This is a genomic window from Bacteroides sp. L008, assembly GCF_040812255.1.
In the GTDB taxonomy this organism is placed as follows: Bacteria; Bacteroidota; Bacteroidia; order Bacteroidales; family Bacteroidaceae; genus Bacteroides; species Bacteroides vicugnae.
Genome location: NZ_JBFNXO010000001.1, coordinates 3,566,748 through 3,585,968 on the forward strand (window position 1 = coordinate 3,566,748; position 19,221 = coordinate 3,585,968).

Genomic DNA, 19,221 nt, shown 5'->3' on the forward strand with positions numbered 1-19,221 from the left:
CTAATTCCTCCTAATTAATATACATAACACAAGACTTCACCACCGATCTTCAGTTCTGCAGCCTCTTTGTTAGTCATTACACCTTTGGAAGTAGATATTATAGCAATACCCAGCCCATTAATAACACGCGGCATATCTTTGTAACCAGTATACTTACGCATACCCGGAGAAGATATTCTTTCTAACTTTTTGATTGCGTTAACTTTGTTAACAGAATCATACTTCAAGGCAACCTTAATAGTTCCTTGAGGACCATCTTCTACAAACTTATAATTAAGAATGTAGCCTTTTTCAAAAAGAATCTTAGTGATTTCTTTTTTCAAGTTCGAAGCGGGAACTTCAACAACTCTGTGCTTTGCACCAATCGCGTTCCGCAACCTCGTTAAATAATCTGCTATTGGATCAGTCATATAAAAATAAATTAAATTAATCAGGACTACCCTGACAATATTTAAACAATAATTACCAGCTTGCTTTTTTTACGCCTGGGATCAGTCCGTTAGATGCCATCTCACGGAACTGAATTCTCGAAATTCCGAATTGACGAATATAACCTTTAGGACGTCCAGTCAGTTTGCAACGGTTGTGCATACGAATCGGATTAGAATTCTTTGGCAACTCTTGCAACTTCTGTGCAGCTTCAAAAGCATCAGCAGGATCACCTGTTCTTACGATTTGCTTCAAAGCAGCTCTTCTTTCGGCGTATTTGGCTACTAATTTAGCACGTTTTACTTCACGTGCTTTCATTGATTCCTTTGCCATATCTATTAGTCTTTTTTAGCGTTTTTAAAAGGTAAACCGAATTCCTTCAGCAAAGCATAACCTTCTTCATCTGTTTCCGCAGAGGTTACAAAGGTAATATTCATTCCGAGAATTCTTGTAATACTATCGATATTTATTTCAGGGAAAATGATTTGTTCCTGAATACCAAGGGTATAGTTACCTTTACCATCAAACTTACTTTCGATACCTTTAAAGTCACGAATACGAGGAAGAGCTACACGAACCAATTTTTCAAGGAATTCGTACATTCTTTCACGACGCAAAGTTACCATAACACCAATCGGCATTTTTTTACGCAACTTAAAGTTTGCAATATCTTTACGAGAAATGGTAGCTACAGCTTTCTGACCTGTGATAGCTGTCATTTCATTGATTGCAACTTCGATAATCTTCTTATCAGCAACAGCCATACCTAACCCTTGATTGATAACAATCTTCTTAAGTACGGGTACCTGCATTGTAGAAGAATACTGGAACTGTGATTTCAATGCAGGTGCTATACGCTCTGCATATTCTTTCTTAAGACTAGCAGTATTACTCATTACTTAATCTCCTCTCCTGATTTTTTAGAATAACGCACTAAAGTTCCTTCCGAACTCTTTTTTCTCCCAATACGCGTTGCTTTACCAGTTTTTGGATCAACCGGATTCAAGTTTGAAATGTGGATAGAAGCTTCCTGCTTCACGATACCACCTTGCGGATTCTTAGCATTCGGTTTTGTGCTTTTAGATACCATATTGATACCTTCTACAAATGCACGTCCTTCTTTAACAAGAACCTTCAATACACGACCAGTTTTGCCCTTATCTTCGCCAGCATTTACGTAAACTGTATCGCCTTTTTTAATATGTAATTTACTCATTACTTAAATCTTTTACAAATTAAAGTACCTCAGGCGCAAGTGACACAACTTTCATGTTTGTAGCACGAAGCTCTCTTGCTACAGGACCGAAAATACGACTACCTCTAATTTCACCTGCATTATTCAACAACACGCAAGCATTATCATCAAAACGTATATAAGAACCATCAGGACGACGGATTTCTTTCTTTGTACGTACAATCAAAGCCTTTGATACTGCACCTTTTTTAACATCACTAGAAGGGATAACACTCTTCACTGAAACTACAATGACATCCCCCACTGAAGCATAACGACGGCCTGTACCACCCAAAACGCGGATACACAACGCCTCTTTCGCTCCACTGTTATCACATACTGTAAGTCTGGATTCTACTTGTATCATAATTACTTAGCTCTTTCAATTATTTCTACTAATCTCCATCTTTTAGTCTTGCTCAAAGGACGAGTTTCCATGATGCTTACAGTATCACCGATATTGCATTCATTCTTTTCATCGTGAGCATGGTACTTCTTCGTTTTACTAACGAACTTACCATATATAGGGTGTTTTTCCTTAAATTTGGCAGCAACTGTGATGGTCTTATCCATCTTATTGCTCAACACAACCCCTGTTCTTTCTTTTCTTAAATTTCTTGCTTCCATCAAGCTGATCATTTATTGTTAAGTTCTCTTTCGCGCAATTCTGTTTTCATACGCGCAATAGTCCTGCGTAATTGTTTGATTTGAGCAGGATTTTCCAAAGGAGAAATAGAATGATTGATAACCATTTGGTTATAATTAGCTGTTTCCGCCTCTACTCTTTCTACTAAATCATTAGTAGTCATTTCTTTTATTTCTGCAATTTTCATAACACTTACGCATTTTGATTTTGAATATCATAATCACGTCTTACGACAAACTTCGTTGTAATAGGAAGCTTTTGAGCAGCTAAGCGCAATGCTTCTTTCGCGATTTCGTAAGATACTCCTTCAGCTTCAATAATGATTCTACCTGGAGTCACAGGAGCCACAAATCCCTCTGGAGCACCTTTACCTTTACCCATACGTACATCGGCAGGTTTTCTAGTGATCGGTTTATCCGGGAATATACGGATCCAGATCTGTCCTTGACGTTGCATATATCTTGTTACTGCAATACGAGCAGCTTCGATCTGACGGCCTGTAATCCACTTAGTCTCCAAAGCCTTTATGCCAAAAGAACCAAAGGCCAGCTGGTTGCCTCTCTGGGCATTACCTTTCTGACGGCCTTTTTGTTGTCTTCTGAATTTTGTCTTTTTCGGTTGTAACATAGTTTCCTAAAATTCAAATTCGTTTAGCGATTATTTTTCTTTCTTTTGAAGTTCTTTCCGCCGTTGTTTCCACTATTGTTTCCACGACCACTTTCTTTGCTTTGTGTAAAGTTCGGAGCCAATTCTTTCTTACCAAACACTTCACCTCTACAAATCCAAACTTTGATACCTAAAAGACCTACTTTAGTCAATGCTTCTGCATGACAGTAGTCGATATCAGCTCTGAAAGTGTGCAACGGAGTTCTTCCTTCTTTATACATTTCAGAACGTGCCATTTCAGCTCCATTCAAACGTCCTGAAATCTGAATTTTGATACCTTCAGCACCCATACGCATTGTGTTTGCGATAGCCATTTTGATGGCACGGCGATAGGCAATTTTACCTTCAACCTGGCGAGCGATGTTGTTAGCAACAATCACGGCATCCAGTTCCGGTCTCTTCACTTCAAAGATATTGATTTGAATATCTTTGTCGGTAACCTTCTTCAACTCCTCTTTTAACTTATCAACTTCTTGGCCACCTTTACCGATAATAATACCCGGGCGAGCAGTGCAAACAGTAATAGTAACGAGCTTCAGCGTACGTTCAATTACGATTCTTGATACACTTGCTTTTGCAAGTCTTGCATTAAGATATTTACGGATTTTGCTATCTTCCAGCAAAGAATCACCGTAATCATTTCCACCATACCAGTTAGAATCCCATCCTCTGATAATTCCTAAACGGTTGCTTATTGGATTAACTTTTTGTCCCATCTACCTTAATTTTGATCTTCGTTATTACTTTTAGCACCAACGAACAATGTTACGTGATTTGAACGTTTGCGAATTCTATAACCTCTACCCTGTGGTGCCGGTCTCATTCTTTTGAGTGTAGCTCCACCATCAACAAAAATCTGTGTTACGAACAACTCGCCACTTTCCGCTTTACGTTCGTTTTTCTGTTCCCAGTTAGCAATTGCAGAGCGAAGCAATTTTTCCACTCTTGCAGCAGCTTCTTTTGAAGAAAATTTCAAAACACCAAGTGCTCTGTTCACTTCCATACCACGGATCATATCTGCAACCAGACGCATCTTACGCGGAGAAGTAGGAACATTTTGCAATTTTGCAAAATACATGGTCTTAAGGGCTTCTTTTCTCTTTTCAGCCGATATTTTTTTTCTTGCTCCCATTATTATTTATTACTTTATTATTTCAAATAAATCCTGTTATCTTTTCTTGTTACCAGCATGTCCTCTGAATGTACGAGTTGGAGCAAATTCGCCCAACTTGTGTCCTACCATATTCTCGGTAACATAAACAGGAATAAATTTATTTCCATTGTGAACTGCAACTGTATGGCCTACAAAATCAGGCGAAATCATTGAAGCTCTGGCCCAAGTCTTTACTACGACTTTCTTACCAGATTCATTCATGGCAAGAATTCTCTTTTCAAGCTTAACGTTAATATATGGACCTTTTTTTAATGAACGACTCATAGTTTACTCAATTAATCAGATTACTTTTTTCTTCTCTCAATAATGTACTTAGACGACTGTTTCTTAGGAGCTCTAGTCTTAAGTCCCTTAGCGTACAATCCCTTACGTGATCTTGGATGACCTCCGGAAGCGCGTCCTTCACCACCACCCATCGGGTGATCAACCGGGTTCATTACAACACCACGGTTACGAGGACGACGTCCTTGCCAACGAGAACGTCCGGCTTTACCTGAACTTTCCAATCCATGATCAGAGTTACCTACACTACCGACAGTAGCTTTACAAGTGCTAAGAATCTGTCTAACTTCACCTGAAGGCAACTTAATTACACAATACTTACCCTCGCGAGAAGTCAACTGAGCAAAGTTACCAGCTGAACGAACCAGAGCAGCACCCTGTCCCGGACGTAATTCGATATTGTGAATCACAGTACCCACCGGAATGTTTTGAAGAGGAAGAGCATTACCAATCTCTGGCGCTGCTGTTTCACCTGACATTAGAGTCGCACCAACTTGCAATCCATTGGGAGCAATAATATATCTTTTTTCTCCATCAGCATAAAATAACAGAGCGATACGAGCCGAACGATTCGGATCGTATTCAATTGTTTTAACTACTGCTGGAACACCGTCCTTATTTCTCTTGAAATCAACAATTCTAATCACCTTTCTATGACCGCCACCAATGTAGCGCATAGTCATCTTACCTTCGCTGTTACGACCACCAGATGATTTCTTACCATATACAAGAGACTTTTCTGGTACTGATGCAGTAATTTCTTCGAAAGTACCAATAATTTTATGTCTTTGCCCCGGTGTTGTGGGCTTAAATTTACGTACTGCCATTTTTATTAAATATTGCTATAAAAATCAATAGTATCTCCTTCTTTCAATGTCACGATTGCTTTTTTGAAAGCATTCGTACGACCATTGATGATACCTGCTTTGGTATAACGGCTCTTATTTTTGCCAGCATACTTCACAGTATTCACATCAACTACTGTAACATTATAAAGAGCTTCAATTTCCTTCTTAATTTCCAGTTTGTTAGCTTCAGGACGTACAACAAAGCCGAAACGATTCAGCTTATCTGTGATTGCAGTCATTTTCTCTGTTACCAACGGTTTAATAATAATTCCCATTATTTAAGCCTCCTTTTTAAATTAAGATATTGTCAATAGCCTTCAGAGAGTTTTCTGTAAGCACAACAACCCCAGCATTCAATACTCTGTAAGTATTTAATCCCGAGATAGTCTGCACATTAGCACCCTCAATGTTACGAGCTGACAAATATACGTTTTTATTTGCTTCCGGTAAAATTACAAGTAGCTTTTTATCGGAAACTTTAAGATTTTTTGTCATTGCAACGAAATCTTTTGTCTTAGGAGCTTCAAATGTGAAATCCTCAACGACAACGATTGCATCGTTTTGAGCTTTATAAGACAAAGCTGACTTACGAGCCAATGTCTTAACTTTTTTATTCAACTTAAAGAAGTAGTCTCTTGGCTTCGGACCGAAAACGCGGGCACCACCTACAAGAACCGGTGAGTTCATATCACCACGACGAGCTCCGCCACCACCTTTCTGGCGACCGATCTTACGAGTTGAACCACTGATTTCACTTCTTTCTTTTGACTTATGAGTACCCTGACGCTGATTGGCCATAAATTGTTTTACATCCAAATAGATAGCGTGGTCGTTGGGCTCAATTCCGAAGATAGATTCGTTTAACGTAACCTTTCTCCCAGTGTCTTCACCTTTAATGTTATATACGTTAACTTCCATTATTTCTCAATTAATACGATTGAACCTTTGCAACCCGGGATAGAACCTTTGATCAAAAGAAGGTTATGATCCGCGATTACTTTTAATACCTGCAAGTTTTGTACAGTGACTCTGTCACCACCAAGTTGTCCACCCATGCGCATTCCCTTGAATACTTTTGCAGGGTAAGAACAAGCACCAATAGAACCCGGTTTACGAGCGCGGTTGTGCTGTCCGTGAGTAGCCTGACCCACACCACCAAAACCATGTCTTTTTACTACACCCTGGAAACCCTTACCTTTAGAAGTTCCAACAACGTCAACAAAGTTAGCATCGTTAAACATCTCTACGGTAACAGTATCACCCAGATTCAATTCTGTCTCAAATTCTTTGAACTCAGCCAAGTGTCTCTTCGGTGTTACTCCTGCTCTTTTAAAATGTCCCATCAACGGTTTAGTTGTATGTTTTTCCTTTTTGTCTTGGAAACCCAACTGAACAGCTGCATAGCCATCTTTTTCTACAGTTTTAACTTGAGTAACAACACAAGGACCTGCTTCGATAACAGTGCATGGTACATTTTTACCATCGGCACTGAAAACGGATGTCATTCCGATTTTTTTTCCTAATAATCCTGGCATTTCACTAATTTTTAATTATCAAACTTTAATTTCTACTTCCACACCACTTGGCAATTCCAACTTCATCAGAGCATCTACTGTCTTAGCTGTTGAGCTATAGATGTCGATCAATCTCTTATAAGAAGAGAGTTCAAATTGCTCACGAGACTTTTTGTTTACGAAAGTCGAACGGTTCACAGTAAAGATACGCTTGTGCGTAGGCAGAGGTATCGGACCGCTAACAATAGCACCTGTAGCTTTTACAGTTCTTACAATTTTCTCAGCTGACTTGTCAACCAAGTTGTGGTCGTAAGATTTCAATTTAATTCTAATTTTCTGACTCATTATTTTTTTTAATTAATACATTTATAATAAGATAAAGCGGCAGGCTAAGAGTCATTCGCTAGCCTGCTGCTTTAGATATTTTAGAGTAAATCAGCACGTCCTTTTACTTCTTCCAATACAGCTTTGGCAATAGAAGAAGAAAGTTGAGCGTGATGAGAGTAAGTCATTGATGAAGTTGCACGTCCAGAAGTGATAGTACGTAAAGCTGTTACATAACCAAACATTTCTGCCAGCGGAACCATTGCCTTCACGATACGAGCACCAGAACGACTAGATTCCATTCCTTCAACCTGTCCACGACGTTTATTCAAGTCACCGATAACATCACCCATGTTTTCTTCCGGAGTTACAACTTCCAGTTTCATGATAGGTTCCATCAAAACAGGACCTGCCTTAGCGCATGCATTCTTATAGGCTTGCATTGCACAGATTTCGAATGACAACTGGTCAGAGTCAACTGGGTGGAATGAACCATCAACCAAAGTTACTTTCAATGAATCCAGCGGATAACCTGCCAAAACGCCACTCTTCATGGCATTCGTAAAGCCTTTCTGAACTGCAGGGATGAATTCCTTAGGAATATTACCACCCTTTACTTCATCGATAAACTGCAGACCTCCTTCTTTGAAGTCTTCATCAACCGGACCAATCTTAACGATGATATCAGCAAATTTACCACGACCACCAGACTGTTTCTTATACACTTCACGAAGATCAACTGTCTTAGTGATAGCTTCTTTATAATTAACCTGTGGTTTACCTTGATTACACTCTACTTTAAACTCACGCTTCAGACGATCGATGATAATATCCAAGTGCAACTCGCCCATACCAGAAATCACAGTCTGTCCTGTTTGTTCATCAGTTTTCACTGTAAACGTCGGATCTTCTTCAGCCAATTTAGCCAAACCGTTAGACAGCTTATCCATATCTTTCTGAGTCTTAGGTTCTACAGCGATACCAATAACCGGTTCCGGGAAGTCCATAGATTCAAGTACTATCGGAGCAGTTTCATCACACAAAGTATCCCCTGTACGAATATCTTTGAATCCTACACCTGCACCAATATCACCAGCACCGATTACTTCAACCGGATTCTGTTTGTTAGAGTGCATCTGGAACAGACGAGAAACGCGTTCTTTCTTACCAGAGCGAGAGTTGTAAATATAAGAACCTGCTTCAATTTTACCTGAATAAACACGGAAGAAAGTCAAACGACCCACATATGGGTCAGTTGCAATCTTAAATGCCAAAGCCGATGTTTTTTCATCATCACTTGGCTTACGATCTTCTTCAGCTCCTGTATTAGGATTTGTACCGATAACATTCTCTGTATCCAGCGGAGAAGGCAAGAAAGCACAAACGTAGTCAAGCAAAGTCTGAACACCTTTATTCTTGAAAGAAGATCCACATAACATAGGAACTACAGCCATTTGAACTGTTGCATTGCGAAGAGCTCTCAACACTTCCTCTTCAGTAATAGTAGAAGGATCATCGAAATACTTCTCCATCAAAGCATCATCAAATTCAGCTACTTTTTCAAGCATCTTATCTCTCCATTCATTCGCTTCGTCAACAAGATTTGCCGGAATTTCTTCTACAGTATAATCCGCTCCCATTGTTTCATCATGCCAATAAATAGCTTTCATTTTGATAAGATCAACAAGACCTCTGAAAGATTCTTCAGCACCGATGGGAACAACAATAGGACATGGATTAGCTCCAAGAACATCCTTCATCTGACGAACTACTTCAAAGAAGTCAGCACCAGAGCGGTCCATCTTATTTACATAAGCAATACGAGGAACGTTATATTTATCAGCTTGACGCCATACTGTTTCCGATTGAGGCTCAACACCACCAACAGCACAGTAAGCAGCCACAGCTCCATCAAGAATACGCAATGAACGTTCTACCTCTGCGGTAAAGTCAACGTGCCCCGGAGTGTCAATCAAGTTAATTTTATAAGTATCACCAGCATACTTCCATCTAGTTGTTGTAGCAGCAGATGTAATAGTGATACCACGTTCTTGCTCCTGTTCCATCCAGTCCATAGTAGCAGCACCGTCATGAACTTCACCAATTTTGTGAGTCAATCCAGTGTAGAACAAGATACGTTCAGAAGTAGTTGTTTTTCCGGCATCAATGTGAGCCATGATACCGATATTACGAGTTAAATGTAAATCATGTTTAGCCATCTTCAATTCCTTTACTTTAAGTTTATATTTGGTTTCTTACAGTATTAGAATCTAAAATGAGCAAATGCACGGTTAGCTTCTGCCATTCTATGCATATCTTCTTTACGTTTGTATGCACCGCCTTGTTCATTGAAGGCATCCATAATTTCAGCAGCCAACTTGTCAGCCATTGATTTACCACCTCTTTTACGAGCATACAGAATCAGGTTCTTCATTGAAATTGATTCTTTACGGTCCGGACGGATTTCGGTAGGAACTTGGAAAGTAGCACCACCTACACGGCGAGACTTTACTTCCACTTGCGGAGTTACATTATCCAAAGCCTTTTTCCAGATTTCGAGAGCAGATTTTTCTTCGTTAGGAAGTTTTACTTTCACTGTTTCCAGAGCGGCATAAAAGATTTCATAAGATGTATTTTTCTTTCCATCATACATCAAGTGGTTCACGAACTTAGAAACCTTTTGATCATTAAACACGGGATCCGGAAGGATTACGCGTTTTTTTGGTTTTGCTTTTCTCATTTGTTTGAAAAATAATGTTTTTGTTCTTGGTTGTCTACTTCTTGACTTCTTCAACTCTCCCTCCGGAGAATTTACTCAACCTTTAGCATTTCCAACAAACTAAAACGTAAGTTATTACTTTAATTTTAATTAGGTCTTAATCCTTATTTTTTCTTACCTTTAGCTGGAGCGGCAGCTTGTCCCGGTTTCGGACGCTTAGCACCATACTTAGAACGTCTCTGAGTACGACCAGCAACACCTGCTGTATCAAGTGTACCACGAACGATGTGATAACGTACACCCGGAAGGTCTTTTACACGACCGCCACGTACCAAAACGATTGAGTGTTCCTGCAAGTTGTGACCTTCTCCCGGAATGTATGAGTTCACCTCTTTTTGGTTAGTCAAACGTACACGAGCTACTTTACGCATTGCAGAGTTCGGCTTCTTCGGAGTAGTAGTATATACTCTCACGCAAACGCCACGTCTTTGAGGACATGAATCCAAGGCTGGAGATTTACTTTTCTCCACCAGCACTTCGCGTCCTTTTCTTACTAATTGCTGAATTGTAGGCATTTTAATTGTTTTTTGATTTATATTATTGTTATATTAATTTCGTAACTATACATTTTGGGCTGCAAAAATACGAATAATATTTGAATATTCAATGCGCTACAACTTTTTTTTCTTTTTTAATGTTTTTATATCATCCTCACGCTTCGCCTTTTACACCTGTCAAGGGAGGAAGAGAAGGTTCATCTGAAGTACGAATCGGCCCGAATACCCGTTCATACTTTGCTATATTGTCTTCCAGTGCCCGCAGCAGACGTTTTGCGTGTTCTGGAGCCACAATAATGCGAGATTGCACCCCAGCCTTTGGTATACCCGGCATTACGCGCACGAAGTCAAGAATGAATTCAGAACTAGAATGAGTAATAATAGCTAGATTTGCATAAGTGCCCTGCGCTACCTCTTCTCTCAATTCAATCTGTAATTGTCCGTTGTTATTTTGTTCTTCCATATTTTATATGATTAAAAAGTTATCCTGCAAAATAACACATTTTTCCTGAGACTAATAGCAATACACACAAGTAAAAAAGAAATAAAAAAAGGAGCAATTGCCCAATCTGGTAATCGCTCCTTCTCATATAGTCAATTGAATTGTATTTATTCTACTTCATTGTAGTCAAGTACCGTTTTCTTGTTAGCCAAGATACGGTCATACTCTTCTTTTGATCCAACGATGAGTTTTTCGAATTCGCGCTGACCGGTACCTGCAGGAATCAAGTGACCACAAATCACATTTTCCTTCATACCTTCCAACTTATCGACCTTACCGTTGATAGCAGCCTCATTCAAGACTTTCGTTGTTTCCTGGAAGGAAGCCGCTGACATGAAGCTTGAAGTCTGTAAAGCAGCACGTGTAATACCCTGAAGGATCTGAGTAGAGGTAGCAGCAACAGCGTCACGAACCTCAACCGGTTTCAAGTCACGACGTTTCAACATACTGTTCTCATCACGCAACTTGCGGGCAGTTACAATCTGACCTGCTTGCATATTTTGAGAATCACCAGCATCCACTACGACTTTCTTACCCCAGATACGATCATTTTCTTCCATGAATTCCAGTTTATCTACAACTTGCTGTTCGAGGAAACGAGTATCTCCCGGTTCATCAATCTGCACCTTGCGCATCATCTGACGAACAATAATCTCGAAGTGCTTATCATTGATCTTCACACCCTGCAAACGGTATACATCCTGAACTTCATTCACGATATATTCTTGTACAGCTGTAGGACCTTTAATAGCCAAGATATCTGCTGGAGTAGTAGCACCGTCAGACAACGGAGTACCTGCACGTACATAGTCATTTTCCTGTACCAGAATCTGCTTAGACAATGCAACCAGATATTTCTTAACCTCACCAGTCTTAGAAGTTACAATGATCTCACGGTTACCACGCTTGATCTTACCCATTGTTACCTCACCGTCGATTTCAGAAACGACAGCCGGATTTGACGGGTTACGAGCTTCAAACAATTCAGTAACACGAGGAAGACCACCCGTGATATCACCCGCTTTACCTACGGCACGCGGAATCTTCACGATTACTTCACCAGCTTTTACCTTCTGACCGTTCTCGATGATTACGTGACCACCTACCGGTAAGTTATAAGTACGGATCAAATCACCGTCCTCTGTCAAGATATGAGCTGTAGGAACTTTGGTTTTATCCTTGGATTCAATAATAATAATTTCACGAAGACCTGTTGCTTCATCCGATTCAACCTTATAAGTAACGTTTTCAATTACGCCCTCAAATTCGATCTTACCAGTTGCTTCTGTGATAATTACAGCGTTGAACGGGTCCCACTTAGCAATCAGCTTGCCTTTTTCTACCAAATCACCGTCACCTACATACAGTGTTGAACCATAAGGAACGTTATGAGTAGAAAGAACGATACCAGTGTTCACATCCACAAAGCGTACTTCGGCCAAACGACCCACTACCACTTTAGCAGATTCACCCATCTCATCAACGATATCTACCGTACGCAACTCTTCAAATTCAAGACGTGCATTGTTTTTAGCAACGATACTTGCATTAGCAGCAATATTCGCAGCAGTACCACCGGCGTGGAATGTACGCAATGTCAACTGTGTACCCGGCTCACCAATAGACTGAGCTGCAATTACACCGACAGCTTCTCCTCTCTGAACCATACGGCTCGTTGCCAGATTACGTCCGTAACATTTAGCACAAACACCTTTCTTCGCTTCACAAGTTAATACCGAGCGGATTTCAACACTCTCAATCGGAGAATCCTGAATCTTCTTACCAACTTCTTCAGTGATTTCTTCACCACCGGCAACAAGCAATTCACCTGTTGTAGGATGGATTATATCATGTACGGAAACACGTCCTAAGATACGTTCATACAGAGTAGCAATAACTTCATCGTTATTCTTAAGGTCTGTACAAACCAATCCACGAAGTGTACCGCAGTCTTCTTCTGTAATAATCACATCGTGTGATACGTCCACCAGACGACGAGTCAGATAACCGGCATCGGCAGTCTTCAAAGCGGTATCCGCCAAACCTTTACGAGCACCGTGGGTAGAGATAAAGTACTCCAACACGGAAAGTCCCTCTTTAAAGTTTGACAAAATCGGGTTCTCAATGATCTGACCACCTTCAGCACCTGCTTTCTGCGGTTTTGCCATCAAACCACGCATACCTGATAACTGACGAATCTGTTCTTTAGAACCACGGGCACCAGAGTCAAGCATCATATATACAGAGTTGAATCCCTGATCATCCGAAGAAATTGTCTTCATCAGGATATTAGACAACTCCGAGTTTACATGTGTCCAGATATCGATCACCTGGTTGTAACGTTCGTTGTTGGTAATGAAACCCATGTTATAGTTGTTTACGACTTGTTCTACTTCGTCGTAACCTTTCTGTACCAACGTTTCTTTCTCCTTCGGAATGATAATATCACCCAAGTTGAATGACAAACCACCCTTGAACGCCATCTGATAACCTAAGTTCTTGATTCCATCCAGGAAGTCGGCAGCCTTAGCCACACCACATACCTTAATTACATCACTAATAATATCACGAAGAGATTTCTTAGAGATAATTGTATTGATATAACCAGCTTCAGGCGGAACGATTTCATTAACAATCACACGTCCTACCGAAGTTTCGCGCATTACGTCTACAATGTTACCATTTTCATCAACGTCTTTCACGATAACTTTCACCGGAGCATGAATATCGACCTTACCTTCATTGTAAGCGATCAACGCCTCTTCCGGTCCGTAGAACGTCAAACCTTCACCTTTCGCACCAGCACGCAACTTAGTAATATAGTACAAACCAAGAACCATATCCTGTGCAGGCACAGTAATAGGCGCACCGTTTGCCGGGTTCAATATATTATGTGATTGAAGCATCAACATTTGTGCTTCCAGAATTGCTTCATTACTCAAAGGCAAGTGAACAGCCATCTGGTCACCGTCAAAGTCGGCGTTGAATGCCGTACATGCCAACGGGTGCAACTGGATAGCTTTACCTTCGATCATCTTAGGCTGGAAAGCCTGAATACCCAAACGGTGCAATGTCGGAGCACGGTTCAACAGTACCGGATGTCCTTTCATTACATGTTCCAGAATATCCCAGATCACCGGTTCCTTGCGGTCAACGATCTTCTTGGCAGACTTTACAGTCTTAACGATACCACGTTCGATAAGCTTACGAATAATAAACGGCTTGTACAATTCGGCAGCCATCAATTTAGGAATACCGCATTCACCCATCTTCAATTCCGGCCCCACGACGATTACCGAACGAGCAGAGTAGTCAACACGTTTACCCAGCAAGTTCTGACGGAAACGTCCTTGCTTACCTTTCAAGCTATCAGACAATGACTTCAACGGGCGGTTGGCGTCTGTCTTCACAGCACTTGACTTACGTGAGTTATCAAACAAAGAATCGACAGATTCCTGAAGCATACGTTTTTCATTACGCAAGATCACTTCCGGAGCCTTGATTTCAATCAGTCGTTTCAGACGGTTATTACGGATAATTACACGACGATAAAGGTCGTTCAAGTCAGATGTAGCAAAACGGCCACCATCCAACGGAACCAACGGACGAAGTTCGGGCGGGATAACCGGTACGATACGTACAATCATCCATTCCGGTTTGTTGCGTCCACGTGATGCACGGAACGACTCTACTACCTGAAGACGTTTCAAAGCTTCATTCTTACGTTGCTGTGAAGCATCGTTACCTGCACGGTGACGCAATTCGTAAGACAAAGCATCCAGATCCAGACGAGCCAGCAAATCATAGATAGCTTCAGCCCCCATCTTTGCAACAAATTTGTTCGGATCATTATCTTCAAGATATTGATTGTCTTTTGGAAGTGTATCCAAAATATCCAGATATTCTTCTTCAGAGAGCAAATCATATTCAGCTACACCGTCTTCAGCTTTTACACCCGGCTGAATAACAACGTAACGTTCGTAGTATATAATCGAATCCAGTTTCTTCGTCGGCAGTCCGAGCAAATAACCGATTTTATTAGGGAGCGAACGGAAATACCAGATGTGAGCCACCGGCACAACCAACTGGATATGTCCCATACGTTCACGGCGTACTTTCTTTTCAGTAACTTCCACACCACAACGGTCGCAGACGATACCTTTATAACGGATACGCTTGTATTTACCGCAATGACATTCATAATCCTTGATAGGACCAAAAATGCGCTCGCAGAACAAACCATCACGTTCGGGTTTGTACGTACGGTAATTAATGGTTTCAGGCTTCAAAACTTCACCACTCGAATTCTCAAGGATTTCTTCCGGAGAAGCCAGACCAATTGAGATCTTCGAGAAATTACTTTTCGTCTTATTTTCTTTTCTAAAAGCCATACTCTATATAATTGAGATTTGATAATTGAATCATTGGAAATTGAAAAGACACGGATGTCAACAGACCGTCATCGGCTTGTTGACACCACATATTCTTTATTATTTTATTCTAGGTTGATACTCAAACCTAATCCTCTCAACTCGTGCAACAATACGTTCAAGGATTCCGGAATACCAGGTTGCGGCATCGGTTCACCTTTCACAATTGCTTCATAAGCTTTCGAACGTCCTACCACGTCATCAGACTTGATAGTAAGGATTTCCTGCAGGATATGAGCAGCACCAAAACCTTCGAGTGCCCAAACCTCCATTTCTCCGAAACGCTGACCACCGAACTGTGCTTTACCACCAAGAGGTTGCTGAGTAATCAATGAGTACGGACCGATAGAACGAGCATGCATCTTGTCTTCAACCATGTGGCCCAACTTCAACATGTAAGTCACACCCACAGTAGCTGCCTGGTCAAATTGCTCACCTGTACCACCATCACAAAGATAAGTTTTACAGTAACGAGGCAATCCTGCCTTGTCTGTCCACTGATCCAGATCTTCCATTGTAGCACCGTCAAAAATAGGAGTTGCAAATTTCACACCCAATGTTTTTCCGGCACGCCCTAATACAGCTTCGAAAATCTGACCAATGTTCATACGAGAAGGCACACCCAACGGATTCAATACGATGTCAACCGGAGTACCATCGGACAAGAACGGCATATCTTCCTGACGAACAACACGGGATACAATACCCTTGTTACCGTGGCGACCTGCCATCTTATCACCCACACCAATCTTACGCTTCTTAGCAATATATACTTTTGCCATCTGGATAATACCAGCTGGAAGTTCATCACCAATTGTAATAGCAAACTTCTTACGTTTCAATTCTGCATCCAGCTCTTTGTATTTCTTAATGAAATTCATTACCAGATCACGAATCATACCGTTAATATGATCATCACTAGTCCAGTTGCTCAATTGAATAGAAGTAAAGTCGAGTGAATCAAAATCAGAAACACTGAACTTAGAACCTTTCGCAATTACTTCCGCACCCAGATAATCCTTCACACCTTGAGAAACCTTGCCTTCAGTCAAAGTCATCAGTTTCTTAACCAGGATACGTTTCAGGTCAGCTACCTTAGCTTCAAATTCATCATCAATCTTAGGCAATAATGCTTTATCGGCCAGTTTAGAGCTACGATTCTTAATCACACGTGAGAAAAGTTTCTTATCGATCACAACACCTTTCAAAGAAGGAGAAGCTTTCAAGGAAGCATCTTTCACGTCACCTGCCTTATCACCAAAGATGGCACGAAGCAATTTTTCTTCTGGAGAAGGATCAGATTCACCCTTCGGTGTAATCTTACCAATCATTATATCACCCGGCTCGATACGAGCACCGATTCTTACGATACCATTTTCGTCGAGGTCTTTTGTAGCTTCTTCACTTACATTCGGGATATCAGAAGTCAACTCTTCCATACCACGTTTTGTTTCACGAACTTCCAGAGAATATTCCTCTACGTGAACCGAAGTCAACAAGTCTTCGCGCACCACACGTTCGTTCAATACGATAGCATCCTCATAGTTGTAACCTTTCCAAGGCATGTAAGCAACCAACAAGTTCTTACCCAATGCCAATTCACCCTTTTCTGTAGAATAACCTTCGGTCAAGATGTCACCTTTCTTCACACGCTGGCCTCTGTCACAAATCGGACGCAGGTCAATCGTCATGTTCTGGTTAGTCTTACGGAACTTAGGTATTCTATATTCTTTCAAAGCAGGTTCGAAACTTACGAACTCTTCGTCTTCTGTACGGTCATACAAAATACGGATAGTAGTAGCATCAACGTAGTCAACAACACCATCTCCTTCTGCAGTAATCTGCGTACGAGAGTCTCTTACCAACTGACGTTCGATACCTGTACCTACGATCGGCGCTTCACTTCTCAACAAAGGAACCGCCTGACGCATCATGTTTGATCCCATCAATGCACGGTTAGCATCATCATGTTCCAGGAACGGAATCAATGAAGCAGCAATTGATGCAATCTGCTGAGGAGAAACGTCCATCAAATCAACCTCTGTCGGTTCAACAACCGGGAAATCAGCATCCTGACGAGATTTAACTTTGTTACGCACAAATGTACCGTCATCATTCAACGGAGCATTTCCCTGTGCAATAACCTTTTCTTCCTCTTCTTCAGCAGTCAGATAAATCAGACCGTTATCAGAAAGATCCACTTTCCCGTTTTCGACCTTACGATACGGAGTTTCAATGAATCCCAGATCATTAATCTTAGCAAATACACACAATGAAGAAATCAAACCGATGTTCGGACCTTCAGGAGTTTCAATCGGACAAAGACGACCATAGTGTGTGTAGTGAACGTCACGAACCTCAAATCCGGCACGTTCACGGGAAAGACCACCAGGACCAAGGGCAGACATACGACGCTTGTGCGTAATTTCAGCCAAGGGGTTTGTCTGGTCCATGAACTGAGACAATGCGTTCGTTCCAAAGAATGAGTTGATTACAGAAGAGATTGTCTTCGCATTAATCAAATCAATCGGAGTAAACACTTCATTGTCACGAACGTTCATACGTTCGCGAATCGTACGAGACATACGAGCCAGACCAACAGCAAACTGATTAGAAAGCTGCTCACCTACCGTACGTACACGACGGTTACTCAAGTGGTCAATATCATCCACATCTGCTTTTGAGTTGATCAACTCAATCAGATATTTGATGATTTCAATGATATCTTCCTTCGTGAGGACACGCACGTCCATATCAGTCGTCAGATTCAACTTTTTGTTGATTCTGTAACGACCTACATCACCAAGGTCATATCGTTTTTCAGAGAAGAACAAGTTGTTGATAACCTCCCTTGCACTTGCGTCATCAGCCGGATCGGCATTACGCAACTGACGGTAGATATACAACACAGCTTCTTTTTCCGAGTTACTCGGGTCCTTCTGCAGCGTATTATATATGATAGAGAAATCGGACTGGTTCGGTTCATCTTTATGTAAAAGGATGTTCTGAACTCCCGACTCCAAAATTTCATCAATATGCACCTCTTCCAGTACGGTTTCACGGTCGATAATAACTTCGTTACGCTCAATAGAAACCACTTCACCGGTATCTTCATCAACGAAATCTTCAATCCATGTTTTCAAGACACGTGCAGCCAATTTACGACCTAGCACTTTCTTCAGATTTGTCTTGTTCACCTTTACATCTTCTGCAAGGTTGAAAATCTCAAGAATATCTTTGTCATTCTCGAAGCCAATTGCACGCAACAAAGTCGTTACCGGCAATTTCTTCTTACGGTCGATGTATGCGTACATCACATTATTGATGTCAGTAGCAAACTCAATCCACGAACCTTTAAACGGAATAATACGAGCCGAATAAAGTTTCGTACCATTGGCATGTACACTCTGACCGAAGAACACACCCGGAGAACGGTGAAGCTGTGACACAACTACGCGTTCGGCACCGTTAATGACGAAAGTAGCCTTATCAGTCATATAAGGAATCGGGCCGAGGAATACGTCCTGAATCACTGTATCAAAATCCTCATGATCGGGGTCCGTACAGTAAAGCTTAAGTTTCGCTTTTAAGGGAACACTATAAGTAAGCCCACGCTCTATACAATCATCGATGGTATAACGCGGCGGATCAATATAATAGTCCAGAAACTCAAGAACAAAATTGTTTCTTGTATCGGCAATAGGGAAGTTTTCAGCAAATACTTTATACAATCCCTCATTCTTGCGCTTTTCAGGTGGGGTATCTAATTGTAGAAAGTCTTGGAATGACTTCAATTGTACTTCCAGGAAATCCGGGTATTCGAGCGGATTCTTAGTCGAAGCAAAATTAACTCTTTGATTTACAGTATTTGAAGACATCTATTAATGAATTTGGAG

At 41.0% G+C, this 19,221-nt stretch carries 22 protein-coding genes; all 22 read right to left on the minus strand.

Translation table 11 applies throughout. The annotated features are described in order from the left end of the window. Positions 1 to 14: 14 nt before the first annotated feature. The 22 genes from rpsH to rpoB all read right to left on the minus strand — a co-directional run bounded on the left by rpsH (position 15) and on the right by rpoB (position 19,203). On the minus strand, positions 15 to 410 hold the full coding sequence (rpsH, locus tag AB3G73_RS14300) for a 30S ribosomal protein S8 (protein WP_004296336.1): 396 nt from the start codon (positions 408 to 410) through the stop codon (positions 15 to 17). A gap of 52 nt (positions 411 to 462) precedes the next feature. After that, entirely contained in the window at positions 463 to 762 is a 300-nt protein-coding gene (gene rpsN / locus AB3G73_RS14305) for a 30S ribosomal protein S14 (RefSeq protein ID WP_004296337.1), read from the minus strand. Between the two features lie 5 nt (positions 763 to 767). Next, complete coding sequence (rplE, locus tag AB3G73_RS14310; protein WP_004296338.1) at positions 768 to 1,325, minus strand: 50S ribosomal protein L5; 558 nt, start codon at positions 1,323 to 1,325, stop codon at positions 768 to 770. After that, on the minus strand, positions 1,325 to 1,645 hold the full coding sequence (gene rplX, locus AB3G73_RS14315; protein ID WP_004296339.1) for a 50S ribosomal protein L24: 321 nt from the start codon (positions 1,643 to 1,645) through the stop codon (positions 1,325 to 1,327). Before rplX ends, rplE begins: the two co-directional genes overlap by 1 nt. Positions 1,646 to 1,664: 19 nt before the next feature. Continuing rightward, positions 1,665 to 2,030, minus strand: coding sequence for a 50S ribosomal protein L14 (rplN, locus tag AB3G73_RS14320; protein WP_004296340.1), 366 nt, complete (start codon positions 2,028 to 2,030; stop codon positions 1,665 to 1,667). Between the two features lie 2 nt (positions 2,031 to 2,032). After that, a complete protein-coding gene (gene rpsQ / locus AB3G73_RS14325; protein WP_004296341.1) occupies positions 2,033 to 2,302 on the minus strand; it encodes a 30S ribosomal protein S17 in 270 nt (89 codons plus the stop codon). Further along, complete coding sequence (gene rpmC, locus AB3G73_RS14330; RefSeq protein WP_004296342.1) at positions 2,299 to 2,496, minus strand: 50S ribosomal protein L29; 198 nt, start codon at positions 2,494 to 2,496, stop codon at positions 2,299 to 2,301. The genes rpsQ and rpmC overlap by 4 nt, the downstream gene beginning before the upstream one ends. A gap of 5 nt (positions 2,497 to 2,501) precedes the next feature. Further along, positions 2,502 to 2,936, minus strand: coding sequence for a 50S ribosomal protein L16 (rplP, locus tag AB3G73_RS14335; RefSeq protein ID WP_004291234.1), 435 nt, complete (start codon positions 2,934 to 2,936; stop codon positions 2,502 to 2,504). Between the two features lie 23 nt (positions 2,937 to 2,959). Further along, a complete protein-coding gene (gene rpsC / locus AB3G73_RS14340; RefSeq protein WP_004296343.1) occupies positions 2,960 to 3,691 on the minus strand; it encodes a 30S ribosomal protein S3 in 732 nt (243 codons plus the stop codon). Between the two features lie 5 nt (positions 3,692 to 3,696). Continuing rightward, complete coding sequence (gene rplV, locus AB3G73_RS14345; protein ID WP_004296344.1) at positions 3,697 to 4,107, minus strand: 50S ribosomal protein L22; 411 nt, start codon at positions 4,105 to 4,107, stop codon at positions 3,697 to 3,699. Positions 4,108 to 4,143: 36 nt separating this feature from the next. Beyond that, a complete protein-coding gene (gene rpsS, locus AB3G73_RS14350) occupies positions 4,144 to 4,413 on the minus strand; it encodes a 30S ribosomal protein S19 (RefSeq protein WP_004296345.1) in 270 nt (89 codons plus the stop codon). Between the two features lie 20 nt (positions 4,414 to 4,433). Further along, the gene (gene rplB / locus AB3G73_RS14355) at positions 4,434 to 5,258 is read right to left on the minus strand and encodes a 50S ribosomal protein L2 (protein ID WP_148365520.1); all 825 of its coding nucleotides are present in this window, start codon (positions 5,256 to 5,258) and stop codon (positions 4,434 to 4,436) included. 5 nt (positions 5,259 to 5,263) lie between these two features. Then, complete coding sequence (gene rplW, locus AB3G73_RS14360) at positions 5,264 to 5,554, minus strand: 50S ribosomal protein L23 (protein ID WP_004296347.1); 291 nt, start codon at positions 5,552 to 5,554, stop codon at positions 5,264 to 5,266. A 16-nt stretch (positions 5,555 to 5,570) separates the two neighbouring features. Beyond that, the gene (gene rplD / locus AB3G73_RS14365) at positions 5,571 to 6,197 is read right to left on the minus strand and encodes a 50S ribosomal protein L4 (RefSeq protein ID WP_004296348.1); all 627 of its coding nucleotides are present in this window, start codon (positions 6,195 to 6,197) and stop codon (positions 5,571 to 5,573) included. Continuing rightward, complete coding sequence (gene rplC / locus AB3G73_RS14370; protein WP_148365521.1) at positions 6,197 to 6,814, minus strand: 50S ribosomal protein L3; 618 nt, start codon at positions 6,812 to 6,814, stop codon at positions 6,197 to 6,199. The genes rplD and rplC overlap by 1 nt, the downstream gene beginning before the upstream one ends. Before the next feature lie 18 nt (positions 6,815 to 6,832). Next, the gene (rpsJ, locus tag AB3G73_RS14375; protein WP_002558075.1) at positions 6,833 to 7,138 is read right to left on the minus strand and encodes a 30S ribosomal protein S10; all 306 of its coding nucleotides are present in this window, start codon (positions 7,136 to 7,138) and stop codon (positions 6,833 to 6,835) included. Positions 7,139 to 7,218: 80 nt separating this feature from the next. Then, positions 7,219 to 9,336, minus strand: a complete 2,118-nt coding sequence (fusA, locus tag AB3G73_RS14380; protein WP_148365522.1) for an elongation factor G — start codon at positions 9,334 to 9,336, stop codon at positions 7,219 to 7,221. A gap of 44 nt (positions 9,337 to 9,380) precedes the next feature. Next, entirely contained in the window at positions 9,381 to 9,857 is a 477-nt protein-coding gene (gene rpsG / locus AB3G73_RS14385) for a 30S ribosomal protein S7 (RefSeq protein WP_148365523.1), read from the minus strand. Between the two features lie 143 nt (positions 9,858 to 10,000). Continuing rightward, on the minus strand, positions 10,001 to 10,411 hold the full coding sequence (gene rpsL / locus AB3G73_RS14390; RefSeq protein ID WP_002558078.1) for a 30S ribosomal protein S12: 411 nt from the start codon (positions 10,409 to 10,411) through the stop codon (positions 10,001 to 10,003). A 136-nt stretch (positions 10,412 to 10,547) separates the two neighbouring features. Next, on the minus strand, positions 10,548 to 10,856 hold the full coding sequence (locus AB3G73_RS14395; RefSeq protein ID WP_148365524.1) for a DUF3467 domain-containing protein: 309 nt from the start codon (positions 10,854 to 10,856) through the stop codon (positions 10,548 to 10,550). Positions 10,857 to 11,002: 146 nt separating this feature from the next. Beyond that, the gene (gene rpoC, locus AB3G73_RS14400; protein ID WP_148365525.1) at positions 11,003 to 15,286 is read right to left on the minus strand and encodes a DNA-directed RNA polymerase subunit beta'; all 4,284 of its coding nucleotides are present in this window, start codon (positions 15,284 to 15,286) and stop codon (positions 11,003 to 11,005) included. A gap of 104 nt (positions 15,287 to 15,390) precedes the next feature. Further along, on the minus strand, positions 15,391 to 19,203 hold the full coding sequence (gene rpoB, locus AB3G73_RS14405; RefSeq protein WP_099145749.1) for a DNA-directed RNA polymerase subunit beta: 3,813 nt from the start codon (positions 19,201 to 19,203) through the stop codon (positions 15,391 to 15,393). Positions 19,204 to 19,221 lie beyond the last annotated feature (18 nt).

Coding starts and splice junctions, on each gene's coding strand:
- rpsH (WP_004296336.1), bottom strand. CDS start 410: ATGACTGATCCAATAGCAGATTATTTAACGAGGTTGCGGAACGCGATT.
- rpsN (WP_004296337.1), bottom strand. CDS start 762: ATGGCAAAGGAATCAATGAAAGCACGTGAAGTAAAACGTGCTAAATTA.
- rplE (WP_004296338.1), bottom strand. CDS start 1,325: ATGAGTAATACTGCTAGTCTTAAGAAAGAATATGCAGAGCGTATAGCA.
- rplX (WP_004296339.1), bottom strand. CDS start 1,645: ATGAGTAAATTACATATTAAAAAAGGCGATACAGTTTACGTAAATGCT.
- rplN (WP_004296340.1), bottom strand. CDS start 2,030: ATGATACAAGTAGAATCCAGACTTACAGTATGTGATAACAGTGGAGCG.
- rpsQ (WP_004296341.1), bottom strand. CDS start 2,302: ATGATCAGCTTGATGGAAGCAAGAAATTTAAGAAAAGAAAGAACAGGG.
- rpmC (WP_004296342.1), bottom strand. CDS start 2,496: ATGAAAATTGCAGAAATAAAAGAAATGACTACTAATGATTTAGTAGAA.
- rplP (WP_004291234.1), bottom strand. CDS start 2,936: ATGTTACAACCGAAAAAGACAAAATTCAGAAGACAACAAAAAGGCCGT.
- rpsC (WP_004296343.1), bottom strand. CDS start 3,691: ATGGGACAAAAAGTTAATCCAATAAGCAACCGTTTAGGAATTATCAGA.
- rplV (WP_004296344.1), bottom strand. CDS start 4,107: ATGGGAGCAAGAAAAAAAATATCGGCTGAAAAGAGAAAAGAAGCCCTT.
- rpsS (WP_004296345.1), bottom strand. CDS start 4,413: ATGAGTCGTTCATTAAAAAAAGGTCCATATATTAACGTTAAGCTTGAA.
- rplB (WP_148365520.1), bottom strand. CDS start 5,258: ATGGCAGTACGTAAATTTAAGCCCACAACACCGGGGCAAAGACATAAA.
- rplW (WP_004296347.1), bottom strand. CDS start 5,554: ATGGGAATTATTATTAAACCGTTGGTAACAGAGAAAATGACTGCAATC.
- rplD (WP_004296348.1), bottom strand. CDS start 6,197: ATGGAAGTTAACGTATATAACATTAAAGGTGAAGACACTGGGAGAAAG.
- rplC (WP_148365521.1), bottom strand. CDS start 6,814: ATGCCAGGATTATTAGGAAAAAAAATCGGAATGACATCCGTTTTCAGT.
- rpsJ (WP_002558075.1), bottom strand. CDS start 7,138: ATGAGTCAGAAAATTAGAATTAAATTGAAATCTTACGACCACAACTTG.
- fusA (WP_148365522.1), bottom strand. CDS start 9,336: ATGGCTAAACATGATTTACATTTAACTCGTAATATCGGTATCATGGCT.
- rpsG (WP_148365523.1), bottom strand. CDS start 9,857: ATGAGAAAAGCAAAACCAAAAAAACGCGTAATCCTTCCGGATCCCGTG.
- rpsL (WP_002558078.1), bottom strand. CDS start 10,411: ATGCCTACAATTCAGCAATTAGTAAGAAAAGGACGCGAAGTGCTGGTG.
- AB3G73_RS14395 (WP_148365524.1), bottom strand. CDS start 10,856: ATGGAAGAACAAAATAACAACGGACAATTACAGATTGAATTGAGAGAA.
- rpoC (WP_148365525.1), bottom strand. CDS start 15,286: ATGGCTTTTAGAAAAGAAAATAAGACGAAAAGTAATTTCTCGAAGATC.
- rpoB (WP_099145749.1), bottom strand. CDS start 19,203: ATGTCTTCAAATACTGTAAATCAAAGAGTTAATTTTGCTTCGACTAAG.